Annotated in this window: 13 protein-coding genes; 4 read left to right on the top strand and 9 right to left on the bottom strand. The window is 44.7% G+C overall.

Features of this window, described 5'->3' with window-relative positions; translation table 11 throughout:
* Positions 1 to 9: 9 nt before the first annotated feature.
* Entirely contained in the window at positions 10 to 852 is an 843-nt protein-coding gene (locus A4R26_RS10375) for a UbiA family prenyltransferase (RefSeq protein WP_081163712.1), read from the bottom strand.
* Between the two features lie 23 nt (positions 853 to 875).
* Complete coding sequence (locus tag A4R26_RS10370; RefSeq protein WP_081163711.1) at positions 876 to 1,340, bottom strand: hypothetical protein; 465 nt, start codon at positions 1,338 to 1,340, stop codon at positions 876 to 878.
* Between the two features lie 53 nt (positions 1,341 to 1,393).
* Here A4R26_RS10370 and A4R26_RS10365 point away from each other — a divergent pair, with 53 nt between their 5' ends.
* The 3 genes from A4R26_RS10365 (at position 1,394) to A4R26_RS10355 (ending at position 3,485) form a co-directional block, all read left to right on the top strand.
* Positions 1,394 to 2,380 carry a LuxE/PaaK family acyltransferase gene (locus A4R26_RS10365; protein WP_081163710.1) on the top strand — a complete coding sequence of 329 codons (987 nt, stop codon included), beginning with the start codon at positions 1,394 to 1,396 and terminating at the stop codon, positions 2,378 to 2,380.
* A gap of 69 nt (positions 2,381 to 2,449) precedes the next feature.
* Positions 2,450 to 2,818: a hypothetical protein gene (locus A4R26_RS10360; RefSeq protein ID WP_081163709.1), complete on the top strand. Its 369-nt coding sequence runs from the start codon at positions 2,450 to 2,452 to the stop codon at positions 2,816 to 2,818.
* A gap of 190 nt (positions 2,819 to 3,008) precedes the next feature.
* Positions 3,009 to 3,485 (top strand): cupin domain-containing protein, encoded by a 477-nt coding sequence (locus A4R26_RS10355; RefSeq protein WP_081163708.1) that lies wholly within the window; start codon positions 3,009 to 3,011, stop codon positions 3,483 to 3,485.
* Here the strand turns inward: A4R26_RS10355 and A4R26_RS10350 are convergent, their stop codons facing one another.
* From A4R26_RS10350 to A4R26_RS10340, 3 genes are all read right to left on the bottom strand, one after another.
* Complete coding sequence (locus tag A4R26_RS10350; RefSeq protein WP_081163707.1) at positions 3,486 to 4,553, bottom strand: oxidoreductase; 1,068 nt, start codon at positions 4,551 to 4,553, stop codon at positions 3,486 to 3,488. It lies immediately after the preceding gene.
* Positions 4,554 to 4,727: 174 nt separating this feature from the next.
* Complete coding sequence (locus A4R26_RS10345) at positions 4,728 to 5,837, bottom strand: D-TA family PLP-dependent enzyme (protein WP_207625724.1); 1,110 nt, start codon at positions 5,835 to 5,837, stop codon at positions 4,728 to 4,730.
* A 188-nt stretch (positions 5,838 to 6,025) separates the two neighbouring features.
* A complete protein-coding gene (locus A4R26_RS10340; protein WP_081163706.1) occupies positions 6,026 to 7,342 on the bottom strand; it encodes a gluconate:H+ symporter in 1,317 nt (438 codons plus the stop codon).
* 253 nt (positions 7,343 to 7,595) lie between these two features.
* On the opposite strand from A4R26_RS10340, the gene A4R26_RS10335 reads away from it, so the two are divergent.
* A complete protein-coding gene (locus A4R26_RS10335) occupies positions 7,596 to 8,603 on the top strand; it encodes a metal-dependent hydrolase (RefSeq protein WP_081163785.1) in 1,008 nt (335 codons plus the stop codon).
* A 164-nt stretch (positions 8,604 to 8,767) separates the two neighbouring features.
* Here the strand turns inward: A4R26_RS10335 and A4R26_RS10330 are convergent, their stop codons facing one another.
* The 4 genes from A4R26_RS10330 to A4R26_RS10310 all read right to left on the bottom strand — a co-directional run bounded on the left by A4R26_RS10330 (position 8,768) and on the right by A4R26_RS10310 (position 14,791).
* Positions 8,768 to 9,937 carry a phospholipase D-like domain-containing protein gene (locus A4R26_RS10330; RefSeq protein ID WP_081163705.1) on the bottom strand — a complete coding sequence of 390 codons (1,170 nt, stop codon included), beginning with the start codon at positions 9,935 to 9,937 and terminating at the stop codon, positions 8,768 to 8,770.
* A gap of 66 nt (positions 9,938 to 10,003) precedes the next feature.
* Entirely contained in the window at positions 10,004 to 11,230 is a 1,227-nt protein-coding gene (locus A4R26_RS10325; RefSeq protein ID WP_081163704.1) for a FecR family protein, read from the bottom strand.
* A 1,980-nt stretch (positions 11,231 to 13,210) separates the two neighbouring features.
* Positions 13,211 to 13,834 carry an RNA polymerase sigma-70 factor gene (locus tag A4R26_RS10315; protein ID WP_081163702.1) on the bottom strand — a complete coding sequence of 208 codons (624 nt, stop codon included), beginning with the start codon at positions 13,832 to 13,834 and terminating at the stop codon, positions 13,211 to 13,213.
* Positions 13,835 to 14,299: 465 nt separating this feature from the next.
* On the bottom strand, positions 14,300 to 14,791 hold the full coding sequence (locus A4R26_RS10310; RefSeq protein WP_081163701.1) for an RES family NAD+ phosphorylase: 492 nt from the start codon (positions 14,789 to 14,791) through the stop codon (positions 14,300 to 14,302).
* Between the last annotated feature and the right edge of the window lie 15 nt (positions 14,792 to 14,806).

Below are 14,806 nucleotides of genomic sequence, written 5' to 3'. Positions count from 1 at the left end.
GGCGCAAAACTACTTATTTGATATGAATATAGTCAATAGCGACGAAAACATCATCAGTCCGTCGAGTACAAAATAATACAGGTAGTCGCTGAAGTTCTTCTTTGCTATGGGGTACAAAAAGGCAACTATTATACCGGGCACCACCAACAGAATAATGGTCATAACCGAAAATTCATAAAAGTAAAGTAGTATAGTACTTGTAACGAAACCCGCCATTGAAAGAGCGAACAGGTTATTGATGCCGCGCTCGTTAAAATACGTGATCATACTTCGAATACCCGCTTCTCTGTCATAATCGCGGTCGCGGTAATCGAAGATGATACAAATGGCATAAATAAGCAGGAAGCGGCTTGTGCAGAATAAGAAGGCGGCAGCATTCCAGTGACGGCCGTCGATGGCAATGGGCAAAAAGGTGGTTACATACATCCACACAAAGGCGAGGAACAGGGTTTTTCCTACCGCTATTTTACGAAGCCAGGCGAAAGGGCCAGAATGCAGTTTGGGCGCTGAATACAGGAAGGTTAGCAGAACGGCGCCGCCCAGCCAGAACCAGTGATGAATAAAATGAAAGAAATACCACGCAGATCCAATGGCGCCAATGGCGGTCAGTAGGAGGTGTAATATCTTATGATGCTGCGTCCAGCGCACGCGGGCGTTCTCACTGGTTGCATCGGCGCTTAAATACCAGTGAAAATTATAACTGCAAAGCGTGGAAAAAAATACAAACACCAGGTAACCGGTACTATCATATTGCAAATGAAGCAACTGATCGGTTTGTAATACCATCAGCAAGGCACAACCGGCAATAAAACAACTGGTGAACAGAAACAGATCGAATAAATATTTCAACATCCTTTGGCACTGAGGTGCGCAAATTAAGATCTTTCTATTATAAGTTGTTGGGTAGTTGTTGTGTCACTTACATTTCCCGATTTGTCTCTTACCACGATCTTAAACTGAATGGTATCGGGTTCCTTGCCAAATGGCTCATCTGGTTTGCTGCTGGGGTTGGCTGTAGCAGCCAGGTCTGTATTATATAATGTTACTTTCAATACACCCTTCGACTTTTCGGGAAACTTGGGAACCGGGTAGGGTAAGAATGGGGCCAATATGGGCTTTACCAGTGTGTTAAGCCGTTCTTTAAACAAATACACCGAATCCAGGTCGCCCTGCTTATCGGTGAACTCCATTTCAATTTCGGTATAAGCGCCGCTTAAGGCTGTGACGTAGGTGGGACTTATTGACTTAATTTCAATGGTAGGTTTGTCCTGAAACTTATCTTTGCTGCAGGCGGCAATCACTATCAAACACAGGCTGCTATATAAAACAAGCTTTTGCATATATTTTTAATTGTCGTGTACAAAATTATAGGTCAAAAGTCTGCAATAATTTTATGATTTGTGAAATAGAAGATAAAATTTTTACGGTTGAACCGGCTGATTTTGAACAACTGGCGCTTGAGGTCTTCCAATTCCAGTACAATAATAATGCTATTTATCAGCAATACGTAAATGCATTGTCAATAGTTGGGTCGAATGTGCGGTCAATTGACCAGATTCCCTTTTTACCCATCCGGTTTTTCAAGACGGCCGCCATAAAAACCACTGTTTTTGAACCGGAAGCCGTTTTTGAGAGCAGCGGCACCACCCAAACCGTCAACAGCCGGCATTATGTAAAGGACCTGAATTTGTACCGGCAAAGCTTTTTAAAAGCCTGGTCAATGTTCTATGGCCCGGTGGAGGACTGGTGTATCATAGGCCTGTTGCCTGCTTATCTCGAACGGGCGAACTCTTCGCTGGTGGTTATGGTTAATGATATGATAAAACTGAGCCCACACCCGCATAGCGGGTTTTATTTATATGAGCACGATAAGCTGGCCCGGGTGTTGCAGGAACTGGAAGCGCAGGGGCAAAAGACCTTGTTAATTGGCGTTACGTTCGGCCTGCTCGAGTTTGCGGAGAAATATCCCATGCCGTTACAACATACCACCATTATGGAAACCGGTGGCATGAAGGGCCGCCGTAAGGAAATGACGCGGGAAGAAGTGCACGGGTTGCTTACAACGGCCTTTCAAACCAATGCCATTCATTCAGAATACGGCATGACGGAGCTGTTATCACAGGCTTACTCATACGGAAACGGCATTTTCAACAGCCCGCCCTGGATGAAGGTTCTGATGCGCCAGGACGACGACCCGCTCGATGTTCGGGTAACCGGCAGCGGCATAATCAATGTCATCGATCTGGCCAACCTGTATTCGTGTTCGTTTATTGCTACGGATGATGTAGGCGCCTTATTGCCCGATGGTACATTTGAAGTGCTGGGCCGCGTTGATACCAGCGATATAAGAGGTTGTAATTTGTTAATAGCAGGTAGGTAGATTTTAACAGCACCTGATGCAACGATACCTGCATGGTTGAAGTCAAAGGTGTAATAAAAGGAAAACGTTATGAAAGTATTATTGTTTTTGCTTGCCTTACCGGTGATGGCCTCTAAATGTAGCAAGACCAAAGAAAGCGACACGCAACTTAAAGGAAGGGTAATTCGGGTTTCATGTGCCAGTTTTGTTGTTCAGGTTTTAAATGATGATAAAATAGGAGAAGACGGCTGGAAGGATATGTCGAATAACAACGCAACGTATGATAATGTATTCAACGCAAACAACGCGTGTAAAATACCTGCGGGTATAAAGGCAGGCACTACCATTCGCTTTAATGTAAGCAGCCCTGCGCAGAATGATTGTGTAACGTGTATGATGTTTGATGGTCCGCCAAATGTAAAATACGACATCACCGATGTGTCAATTGTAGAAAAGTGATATTGATCGTGTAGTGTGACCGGCGGGTGAGCTCTACCACAGGGGGCTCACCCTTTTTGTTTATAGGGTATCGTGCGTCGCCTGCCAACTGGTGCATGGCTCACCCTTTGCGGTTTTCACCAACTTCCCTCAGGAAGTATGCGGTAATTTTTGTAACTTCAGATAACAACCCTTTTAACCAAAATACGTCATGGAGACCAAAGCAACGCATGGATTTAAGATTGATGCGGGCACGGATCGCTTCAATGAGAAAGTTAGTTTTTTGGGGGGCACCTATCAATGCAAAGTGTCAGCCGAAGACAGCCGTGAAGGTTTTTGCGTTTATGATACTTCAAAAATGGAAAAAGGCGGCCCGCCTTTTCATTTCCATTATACGCAGGACGAATGGTTCTACATTCTGGAAGGTGAATTCGTTTTTAAGATCGGGGATGATGTTTTCAATGCCAAACCAGGCGATGCGGTTTTTGCACCGCGCCAGGTGCCGCATACCTTCGCCCGTGTTGGTGAAGCACCGGGCCGCATGGTGCTGATGTACCAGCCGGCCGGCACTATGGAAGCATTTTACCTGGAAGCCAACCAACTGCCCAATGGCACCCTGCGCGATTATGAACGGTTATATCGCATTCATGGCATGGAGATAGTAGGCCCGCCATTAAAGTTCGAGTAATTACCGGTATTCAACATTCATCAGCCCTTCGCAGGCAATGGTGCTTTGTTTTTGATGGCTCTCATTGGCCAGCTCTATCAATCGAATGGTATTGTACCCATGTTCTATTCTTTCGCGCAACGGTTTGTGGTGAACTAAAGTTTCAAATAAATTTTTGTAATAGGCGGCATAATCGCCTTTCTGTGAAGGATATGTTTCGCGAATGATCTTACCGTTCATTTCGGTATGCAAAATGCCGTAGATGTCTTCTTTTTCTTTGCCCCAGTCGTCCCCAACAGGCAAGGCGCCGGCGCGCAATAATGCTTCCTGCGGGTCTTCACCCGATTTTACAAATGAACCGTTGGTGCCGTGTATCAAATAACGTGGGCCCGGTTCACGTACCAGCATCCCGGCCTGTAGTATCACTTTCAGAAAACCATAATCGAGCCGAAGGTCAAAATAATCATCCACTCTGGCATGCGGGCGTTGCATGCGTATATCGGCGGTAATGGTATGCGGTATTCCGAATAAGTAAAGCACCTGGTCAATCAGGTGCGGACCAAGATCGAACAGGATGCCACTGCCGGGTAAAGCGTGCTCGCGCCACGCCTGGGGGCGTGCTTCTGCACGGTAGCGGTCGTAATGGCCTTCAAAAGTGTGCACGTCGCCCAGCAGTTTTTTATCGAGGATCTCTTTTATGGTTAGAAAGTCGCTAACATAGCGGCGGTTCTGATAAACGCTTAACACCCTGCCCGAACTTTTTGCGATTGCTGCCAATTGTTTGGCTTCCTGCGTTGTATTGGTCACCGGTTTTTCCAGTACCACGTTTTTACCGGCCTCCAGCGCTGCTTTGGCATAGGGGAAATGCGTTTCATTAGGTGTGGTGATCACTACCAGGTCGATGTCTTTGTTTTGCAACATCTCGTCAATACTTCTTACCACCTGCACACCGGGAAATTTTTCTTTCGATTCCTGTTTGTTGCGTTCCAGCACACTAACCAGCTCAAAGTTTTTATCGGTTGAAATAAAAGGCGCATGAAATACTTTTGCTGAGATACCGAAACCAACTAGTCCAACTTTTATACTCATGAATAATTTTTTTAGGAGGGTTCTTTTGTAGGCTAAGGAACAGTTTATGGTTTATTGTTTATGGGTTGTTGTTCGTTAATTCGGGATGAATAAATAATATATGACCTTCCCGATTTTTCGGCAGATAGTTAGCCAGCCTGGAAATGGAGGCAACCACAAACCACAAACCACAAACTACAAACCAATCTTCCTGTCTCTGGCAAGTATCTTCCATTCGCCGCTCAACTTCCCGTTTTCAACCGTATACGCTCTTTCGTACAAAGCAACCGTTGGACATACATGCAGGGGAAAACCATACAACACATCGCCGGGTTGAAAGGTGTGTCCTTCGCCGGCATATAACACCAGGTGTTCTTCACTTTGTGAAATAGGTTGTAAACCGGGCGCATCGGGAAAGAAGACCCTTTTTGTTATTTCATTCTCGGCGGCTATTGATTTATGGCCAAGATCGATACAGATATGTGTGGGGTTGGGTAATGAAATGACGCGTGTAACTACGGCCGCCGCTATTTGAAAAGGCTGCTCGGGGCATTGATCGAGATAGTTCTTATCCCAGAAAATAAATGTACCCGGACTGCATTCCACCACCGGCCTTCTGGCATGAATGGGAAAGCTGGGTGAGCCGCCGGCAATGATGTTGATATCGGTATGCCCCATGGCCAGCAGTGTTTTTTTCATTGCCTCCGCCTGGGCAAATGCTTCGTTACTGGCAATGGTGCGTTCTTCCAAAGTGCCTTTAACATGTCCGTCGTAGGCATGCAGCCCGCGAGGCGATAAACCGCTGGCGTCTGCGCAAAAATTGTATAGCACAATGGCTTTGTCGCCGGGAGTGATACCGGTTCGGTTCTGCCCTATATTGAGATCGATATAAACACCAATTGTTTGCGCGGCCGCAGCAAAGGCGCTTGCAATTTCCTGTGCGCTGGCCGGGTTATCAATTAAACACGAAAACCGGGTATTGGGGTAGTGTTGGGTTAGCTTTAGCAGGCGTTTCAGCTTGGGGCCAACCGGCTGGTAGGCCAGCACTATATCGGCCGCGCCGCATTGGGCCAGCATCTCGGCCTCGGCAATGGTGGCGCATTTGAACTTGTTGATGCCGGCGGCCATCATCAGTTGCGTGGCTTCTTTATTCTTGTGTGTCTTGGCGTGGGGGCGCAGTCGCAACGGGTCATCGATCATTGCTATCAGCGTTTCGATATTTGCCTGCACCCTTTGAGGATAAATAACCAGGGCCGGAGAATCCAGTTCATCGATATTATCGATGCGATACCAGTTTTCTTGCATTATTGGTTGTTTAATATGATCGTGAATCGGCAAACTTTAGCACGGCCTACGTCGGCAATCGGTGCGAATATCGGGCGGCGCAAGGTCGTGAATAAGTTCCAAATTTCGCGAGCCCTTTCACGTTTCACGTTTCGCGAGGTCATTCACGATTCACGTTCCCAAAGGTAGTAAATGTGCAGTTTAGCATTTTATATAAAGATGTCCATTATAAGAACGCCGATCAGTCCCATTACTGATACGATGGTTTCCATAACCGTCCATGATTTTATGGTATCGCGTATGCTGAGGTTGAAGTATTCTTTATACATCCAGAAACCGGAATCGTTTACATGCGATAACAGCAAACTGCCCGCACCGATCGATAATACCATCAGGTTGGGGTTTACCTGCATCATGGGCATTACCGGGCCAATGATGCCTGCGGCCGTTAAGCCGGCCACCGTGGCAGAGCCAACACAAACCCTGATGACGCCGGCGATCACCCAGCCCAGAACCAGCGGATGGATCTGCCAGCCTTTTATGCTTTCGGCAATCGTTTCACTTACGCCGCTATCGATAAACACCTGTTTCAGTATGCCGGCGCCCGCCACAATGAGCAGGATCAAAGCGATGTCTTTGATGGCCTCGCCATAAATATCCATAACGGCTTTTATGCTGCGGCCGGTAAAAATGCCTAGTGTAAAAGTGGCTATCAGCAGGGAGATCAGCATTACGATATTCGCATCGCTGATAAACTGGTGCAGCTCCAGCGACACGCCCGATAAGGTTGTTACGAATGGTATAATGGTGGTGATGGTGAGCAGTATAACCGGCAACAAAGCAGTTAAAAAGCTATTGGCGGCGCTGGGTAACTGATTGTCGGGTACCGTTTTGGGCTGAAAGGCCTGCAACGGTGTGCTGCGAATATGCTTCAGCGTTTTCGAGAAGAGCGGGCCGGCCACAATGATCGCCGGAATGGCCAGTAACAAACCATATAACAGGGTTAAGCCCATATCGGCCTTTAGTTGTAATACCAGTGTGGTAGGCGAGGGGTGGGGCGGTAAAAAGCCATGGGTTACCGATAATGCCGCCAGCATGGGCAATCCAATGTATACCGCGGGAAGTTTATATTGATATACCACTGAAAAGATCAGTGGCACCATAAGTACAAAACCTACATTGTAATACAGGGGAATGCCCACCACAAAGCCTGTTGCCATCAATGCCCATTGTAAATGCTTTTCGCCGAAAGTGCGCATGAGCACCCGGGTGATCTTTTGCGCGGCGCCACTTTCCGCTACCAGTTTTCCCAGCATGGCGCCCAGTCCAATGATCACGACCAGCGAGCCAAGCGTATCGCCAATGCCTTTCTGCACCGATGCCGAAAGCTTTGTAAGCGGTATGCCCAGGAACCAGCCAGTGATTAAGGATACTATAAGGAATGCTAAAAAAGGATTGAATTTTGCCCATGATATAAGCAGAACAATCGTTATGATGCAGGCAAGAATGATCAGGAATGTTGTCATGGTAAATGGATATGGTCGTAACGGCGCGATTAAGCGATTTCCCCAGTTAGTGACTTAATTTCCCCCCGCACTAATATACCAAAAGGGAATGAGAAATGAGAAATGAAAAATAAAAATCAGAAAGAGAAGGCAGGGTGCTGTCGCCATAATTAATGACAAAACCATATTTCAGGTTCCGGAAACTAAGAGTTGACAGCTGGTCCTCTTTTTGCGGCTAGGTTTTTTTAGCGGTTTTTTTATTTACTTTGATGCTATGGATTCACTTACGCATATAGTATTAGGTGCTTGTATCGGCGAAGTTTTTATTGGGAAAAAAGCAGGCAAGCGGTCGTTGTTCCTGGGCGCTGTTGCGCAAAGCCTGCCTGATATAGATTTTGTGGCCTCCTTCTTTACATCGCCTACCCAGGACCTTATTGCGCATCGTGGCATCACCCATTCCTTATTGTTCGTATTGCTGGTAACGCCGCTGCTGGCCTGGCTGGCCGATAAATGGCGGCGGCCCCATGATATTGCTTTTTCTACCTGGCTCTGGTTTTTCGCCGTTGAATTACTTACGCATTTGTTGCTCGATATCTTCAATGCCTATGGTACCGGTTTGCTGGAGCCTTTTTCGCACCGGCGTTTTTGCGTACATGCCATGTTTGTGGCCGATCCGCTGTTCTCGATCTTTCCGGGCATCGTTACAGTGGCGCTGCTGTTTATGAGAAGGGATTTCAAAAGAAAGCGCTGGGCCTATATTGCCATTGGCTGGTGCGTTTTTTACCTCGCCATCGATGTATTCAATAAATCCATTGTTGAAGGCGCTGTGCAGCGGGCGGCAAAAGAACAGAAAATAGAATACCGCCGGCATTTCACCACCCCCACGCCATTGAACAATTTGTTATGGTATGTGGTGCTGGAAGGTGATAAAGGCTATCATATAGGGTACCGGTCGGTGTTTGATAAAAAGAACACGATCGACTTCACTTATTTCCCCCGTAACGATTCCTTATTGAACCCGGTAAAAGACCTCGATGAATTGAAAGACCTGTTTATTTTTTCACAGGGCTACTACACCATTGAGCGGGAAGAAAATTACCTGGTGTTTAACGATCTCCGGTTCGGCCAGAGAGTAGGCTGGTACAAACCGAAGGCCAGTTTCGTATTCCATTATTACCTGCAGCGGCCCTATGGCAATAATATGGTAGTGCAAAGAGGCCGTTTTGCCGGGTGGGATAAAGCTGCTTTTGCATCGATGATTGAACGGATAAAAGGAGAATAATTAATTAGCTAATGTGATAATGCTTTCATTTCGGAGCTCGCGAAAATCCTCAACAGCCTGCCTGCAGTGGGATCTGTATTCCATTATCACATTATCGAATTGTCACATTATCAAATTGACTAATGCTGTATTTCCATTAGCACATTAGCACATCAGCACATTAACTACTGTTGTTTAAAGTAAAAAGTAAATAAATAGAAGATGATGCGCACCAGCCAGTAGGAACAATACTGGATGAACCGCTGAAAGATATTGTACTTTTTATTGTACTCTTCTTCGGTTATCTGCACACAATCATTTTGCATGATGGCTTCCAGTTGCTGATGCACATTAGTGGCAAATTCCGTATCATTTACATCGATGTTCAACTCAATGCTGGCATAGGCGCTGATGTCATTTACGTTGTAGGAGCCAATGGTAACCCATTTTTTATCGCGGGTAGCCATTTTACCATGTAGTACCGATTTGGTGTATTCAAACAGGTTAATGTTGCGCTTCAGTAACCAGCGGTACATGTAACGTTCGGCATGTTTAGCCAGTTTTACATCCGATTTTTCGGCCACGATAACCCTGATATCGATACCGCGCTTCGCCGCTCTCGACATATGGTGCCTGATGATGGTGCCCGGTAAAAAATACCCCGACATAATGATCACACTCGAAGAGGCTTTTTTGAACATTTCAATATAACTACGCGAGATCTGGTTTTTGCTTTTTACCCAGTCGTTCCTGCGAATGCGGAGCGGACTGCTGCCTGTTGCCGGAAGGTTAGGCAGTTCATGCCGCATGCTTCTTTTCAGCGCCAGTTGTGCAGGTTTTGCCCACAGGTCGATACAGATCTTATGCAACGCGCCGCAAACCGGGCCCTCCATATAAATGGCCCAGTCCATCCACGCCGGCTCATCATCGATATCGTTATACCGGTTGCTGATGTTGATGCCGCCAACCAGACCGTAGTGGCCGTCAACCACCAGTACTTTCTGGTGCATCCGGCGGCCGAAATAAAAATGTTCGCTTTTTAACAGCGGCTCGTAAAAACGGAAGTATACACCGGCCGACTGAAGTTCTTTAATAAAACCAGCCGATAATTCTTTAGAGGCATAGCCGTCGGCCAGCAGGTAAACCTTTACCCCCCGCTTTGCGGCTTCCATCAGTGCGGAACCGACGGCCCTGCCTGTTTCATCATCTTCATAAATGTAAACCTGAAAATGGACGGTATCCTGCGCCTGGCTTATTAATTGGGGAAGAAGTGTAAAGTATTCTCTTCCGCCTCTGATCAGTTTGGTTTTGTTATTGGAGATGTAAGCCGACTTTTTATTATTTCCGCGCAACATAGCTGGCAAGCTATAAAAAAAAAATTACGCGGTAAAATACACGATCGGAATATAAAAGAGAAGGTGTTACTTTTTACCGGGGTGCACGGTAATGATGCGTTTTGAAATGGTGAATCTTACGCCACCGGTATACTCGAGCATTTGCAGCACTTTATTTATATCCGACTCCCGTTGCACTTCACCGCTGAAATGCAGGGAAGGCACACCGGGGGCGTATGCAACATCCATGTCGTACCAGCGGGCCAGTTCGTTCATCACCATTTTAAGCGACGTATTATGAAAAACAAATTCGCCATTCTTCCAGGCGGTCTCCTGTTTTATGTCTGCATCCTCAATGGTAACGGTGCTGTCGGAGGTAATTAATTTTTTACCGGGTTGCAGCATATTTGACTGGTTGTTCCGGTTCACTTTCACCAATCCTTCCACTACGGTTGTCTGCGTACGGTTATCTTCCCTGTAAGCCGAAATATTGAATGCGGTGCCTATGGCCTGTACTTCCATATTGTCGACCGATACAATAAATGTTTTTTTGTGGTTTGTTTGGGGGTTCACGGCTTTGGCAACTTCAAAATAAGCTTCGCCGGTTAGTACAACCCGGCGATCGCCTGAATTGAAATGAACGGGAAATTGCAGCGAAGAGGCGGAATTCAGCCAGATCCTTGTGCCGTCCTCGAGCAGCACCTGGTATTCGCCGCCACGCGGCGTACGCAATACATTGGTACCGGCAATGCTGTTGGCCTCAGCTGTTGATCTGTATTCCAGTAGTCCATTCTGTTTTTTATGAATGGTTACATGACCTTGTTGTGCAATGTTGCCATCATTGATCTCACTTAATGGTATGGTAGAGCCGTTGGCCAGTATCAGCACCGCTTTTCTGGTATCGGGCGGCGTGCCTGGTGTTTTCTTTTGCGCAACAATGACCGATTGCGGAATGGATGTTTTGACTGGTTTATTCAAGGCGAAATAGGCAATGCCTCCGGCAACCAGCAGCAACAGGGCCGCTGCCGTATACCACCATATTTTAAAGTAAACCCGTTTGCCGGTAATTTTTTGCGGGAAGATCTTTTGAGTTAATTTTTCATATGCAAGATTGGGATCATATTTATGTAATTCATTTAAGTCGTTACCCAGTTTCTCCTGGTCCATCAGTTCTTCATATAAAAGATAATTATCGCCATTCTCCTGCAGCCAGGAGTTCAGTTCCTGACGCTCATCGGTGGTCAGTTTATCCTGCATATCCCCGACAATGAGCGAGGCGATGTGCGATATTTTTTCTATGTGTTGTTCATTCATAAGAATAAGTTTGATTCTTGTTTTTGATAGCCAGGTTTAACATGAAACCGGTGGGTTTGAACCGGTTAACTAATAGGCTATAATAGTTTTTAAATAATTCACCTTCCCTGCGCCATCATAAATTCATACAGCAATTATGGTGTTGTGAACTGATATTATTGTAAAAACAACAATTGTAATGAGTTGTACTAAAGGGTTTGGAAAAATCTTTAATAAATTGACAGGTTTACAGAAAATTATTTAAGGATTGGGTAGGAATGCTAATGGTTTAGCTATGATACCCGGGGTTTACGTTAAAAAATTTCGCAAGCCAGGATAAATTTAATGTGTACGGAAGGGGTGAAGGCAGGTTTGACAGACAATTTTGAATTCAGGAAGCGATCATTGGGAACTTCAAAATGCACCCCCATATATTATAAAACAGTTTATGTTTACGATTTACCTAAACAAAATGGTAAAAACCTGAAAGGATATGATTATAATCAAGCAAAGTAGAGGAATTGTTTATATGAAGAAGGGTTTTGTGAACTGATAGGGGTATTTGCGGGATATTGTAGTTTGTTGTTTGTTGTTTGTGGTTTGTGGTTTGTTGTTTGTGGTTTGTTGTTGCCTGTTACCAGATACCAGTTGCTGGTTGCCGGTTACCAGTTATGGGTTGCTGGTTGGCAGTTACAGGTTATCGGCGCCAGTTGCCGGTTGCCCGGTTTGAGGATGCCGGTTATGGGTTGCTGGTTGGCAGTTACGGGTTATCGGCGCCAGTTGCTGGTTGCCAGTTGCCGTTACCAATTACCAATTACCGGTTGCCAGGCTTTACTCGGGGCTGCTGGTAGTATTCAGGCTTTCCCGATTTGCGCCTTATAACGATTGTCAATTGCTGATTTATTCGGTTCTTAATACATAATAGCCGGCCCGGAAACCCGCGGAACTTGTTAACCAGTTAACAAGTTAACTCGTCAACCCGTCAACTTCCTTCCTTTTATATAACCCAAAAAGCAAATGGTGATAATCTATAGCAGTTCAGGTTATAAATCCAGTGATATTCATCTTTTGAGGACTCTAGTCAACCAGTCAATCCGTCAACTCGTTAACTAGAAATATATATATAAAGGAAAGCCGGGTAAGACTACCCGGCCGTGGGGGATTCCTGCGCCTCTTCTGTACCAGGAAGAGGGTAATTGATGCACATTGAGGAATGCGAATGAGAAAAAAACTAACTAAGCATTTAGGAATAATATTATTATTATCCATTGCAAACAATCAATGCTTGCATGGACATAGATCTCCTTTAAACATACTAATCAGAAAGTGCCTTTGGAATTGAACTACTAATGTGGAGCCTTCAGATGAATGTGAAAATACACGGAATATGTTCCAGTGTGTATTGAAGGATTCGGTTTCATTTTTTACCTGACGAAGCAGGGATTAAGGGTGTAACTTTTTATAGAGATGTTCTTAGTTTTTAAAAAAAAGGGAGAGTAGAAACACTCCCTTGTAGTGACCCAACCAAACAGTCACATGAGATTCCCGCTCGACATTCCGTCTTCTCGTCTGGCTGAAAGAACGAAAAGTACAGATGCATACATCGGGCGGACAAAAAAGGCCTTTTGACAGGCTAATTGTTCATTTATTGTTCAGGGTTATATATAACCCAAACACAGGTTACAGTTTAAAGAGCTTCGTTTACGCTGCTACTACAGTTGTACTGTTTAATCATGTACAACGTTTACTGTATCTTCTTAAATATTATTTAATAAAATTGCCAAAGTGTTTTAGATGGCTATACTTTATAAACAATCTCATTAAATATATTTAAGAGTAAAGAGCTGTTAGATCCCGCACGGCCGAATAAATTAACCAGTTTAGTATTAAAACAACTTTAGTGGCTTTTATTACTATTCCAAATGGAAAAATTTTTTATAAAAATGTTTGAATGAGTAGTTATACCTATCAAAATCATGCTTTTGGTCATAAAAATGCACCTTAAGCCGGCAGTGGCAGGTTTTGACAGTGGTCTGAAGTTGACCGTAGAAAGGAACATAGAAGAAGTAATGACATAAGATCGCGATCGCGCAGTCTTATTTTTAATAATTGTATGGCCCTGGCTTTTTGATTTTTAACGGTATGAACCGAAATATTAAGCAGGCCGGCTATTTCCTGGTTCTTCATGCCTTCGAGATAGCCCATCTTTAAAACTTTACGGCATTGTTCGGGTAAATTATTGATCTCCTGCATGATCTCTTTCAACACCTCGGCCCTGATCATTTCATTCAATATGAATTCCTCTTTTTCGCCGGTTAAATAAGCCAGTTGCTTTTTACTGAGCGAATCGCGTTTGGCCTGTTTTAACTGATTTAAACAGGCATTACGTACCGTTATATACATGAAGGCTTTTAAATTCTGCAGGCTTTCAAAGTCTGTACGCTTATTCCATAATTTTACAAAAGATTCACCGACAATATCTTCTGCGGCAGCACTATCGGTCAGCAGCCGCTCTGCAAAAAGACATAAAGGACCATAGAACAGCTTTAACAGGGATTGTAAAGCATCGGGACTTCCTTTCCTGAATGAAACGATAATGTCATTATCCAACGGAAGTGAACGCATTAGGAAGAGTGTTTTTTGCTAAGCTTGATAATAAAGTACATTTAATTTACAATGAGTTACGGTAATTTATAAACGCATTGGGTTACGGGTATGGCATGCTCTTGTGTTGTTTCGGGTAATAGGCTGAATAAAACAATTACAATGGTTATCAGGCTGGCATGGGTGCGCAATTATATTTCTTAAGCTAAAAATTGTACCGCGCATTCGATGCGCTAATTAATCTGCAGGCAAATTACAATGGTTATAAGATTGCAAATCATAGGGAAAGTTTTAGCTACAAGATTACATGTAAAAAACAAATATTCAAAATCAAGTATAGATTAGGGTGATTTTCCTGATGCCGGTACCGTTATATCATACATTGTAGTAGACAATTTTTTGGCAAAATTCGCATTTCACCTTTCATTAAAGACATAACCGGGGAACTATTAGCTGCAAAACATAACGGTCGTCATAGCAAAAACATTATTGCATGCCCTGGAGAGGGGAACCTGTTCGGGCTTTAGGCGAAATGATCGCATTGGCCATGACCTTTGTAACCTCGGCAATTTTTACCGCACTGATCAGCGGGTGCCTGGTATTTAGTATAAAATTGAATTCCTGCTCTATTATCACGGAAGGAAGTTGTAACAGCAGATGATCGTTTTTTGTCAAATATGCCGATCCTATGTCCTGGCTTGCTTTACTATGCGGCTGTTTTAGCCAGTCTGCGGGCAGTTCGTTTACCGGCAGTTGCCTGATGGAACTGTCGGGCACTTCAAGCGTAATGAAGGAAAGGGTAGGGGGAAGGGTTTTAATGGAAGTATGTGCAACATATTCAAGCAGCGATAATGCCCTGCTTTCTGCCAGGTAAATACAGGGTATACCTGCATGGTTCCATCTTCCGCCGCTCAGTTTGGCGCCCCCACCCGTTAGATCATGAGCATATTTTGTCTTTATGATCCGGTACAATCGCATAGGGATAAACCGTTA

The sequence above is a fragment of the Niastella populi genome (assembly GCF_002078015.1).
GTDB lineage: Bacteria > Bacteroidota > Bacteroidia > Chitinophagales > Chitinophagaceae > Niastella > Niastella populi.
Note: the sequence above shows the minus strand (reverse complement) of the source record. Positions and strands in the feature narration are given on the sequence as shown.

Coding starts and splice junctions, on each gene's coding strand:
- A4R26_RS10375 (WP_081163712.1), bottom strand. CDS start 852: ATGTTGAAATATTTATTCGATCTGTTTCTGTTCACCAGTTGTTTTATT.
- A4R26_RS10370 (WP_081163711.1), bottom strand. CDS start 1,340: ATGCAAAAGCTTGTTTTATATAGCAGCCTGTGTTTGATAGTGATTGCC.
- A4R26_RS10365 (WP_081163710.1), top strand. CDS start 1,394: ATGATTTGTGAAATAGAAGATAAAATTTTTACGGTTGAACCGGCTGAT.
- A4R26_RS10360 (WP_081163709.1), top strand. CDS start 2,450: ATGAAAGTATTATTGTTTTTGCTTGCCTTACCGGTGATGGCCTCTAAA.
- A4R26_RS10355 (WP_081163708.1), top strand. CDS start 3,009: ATGGAGACCAAAGCAACGCATGGATTTAAGATTGATGCGGGCACGGAT.
- A4R26_RS10350 (WP_081163707.1), bottom strand. CDS start 4,553: ATGAGTATAAAAGTTGGACTAGTTGGTTTCGGTATCTCAGCAAAAGTA.
- A4R26_RS10345 (WP_207625724.1), bottom strand. CDS start 5,837: ATGCAAGAAAACTGGTATCGCATCGATAATATCGATGAACTGGATTCT.
- A4R26_RS10340 (WP_081163706.1), bottom strand. CDS start 7,342: ATGACAACATTCCTGATCATTCTTGCCTGCATCATAACGATTGTTCTG.
- A4R26_RS10335 (WP_081163785.1), top strand. CDS start 7,596: ATGGATTCACTTACGCATATAGTATTAGGTGCTTGTATCGGCGAAGTT.
- A4R26_RS10330 (WP_081163705.1), bottom strand. CDS start 9,937: ATGTTGCGCGGAAATAATAAAAAGTCGGCTTACATCTCCAATAACAAA.
- A4R26_RS10325 (WP_081163704.1), bottom strand. CDS start 11,230: ATGAATGAACAACACATAGAAAAAATATCGCACATCGCCTCGCTCATT.
- A4R26_RS10315 (WP_081163702.1), bottom strand. CDS start 13,834: ATGCGTTCACTTCCGTTGGATAATGACATTATCGTTTCATTCAGGAAA.
- A4R26_RS10310 (WP_081163701.1), bottom strand. CDS start 14,791: ATGCGATTGTACCGGATCATAAAGACAAAATATGCTCATGATCTAACG.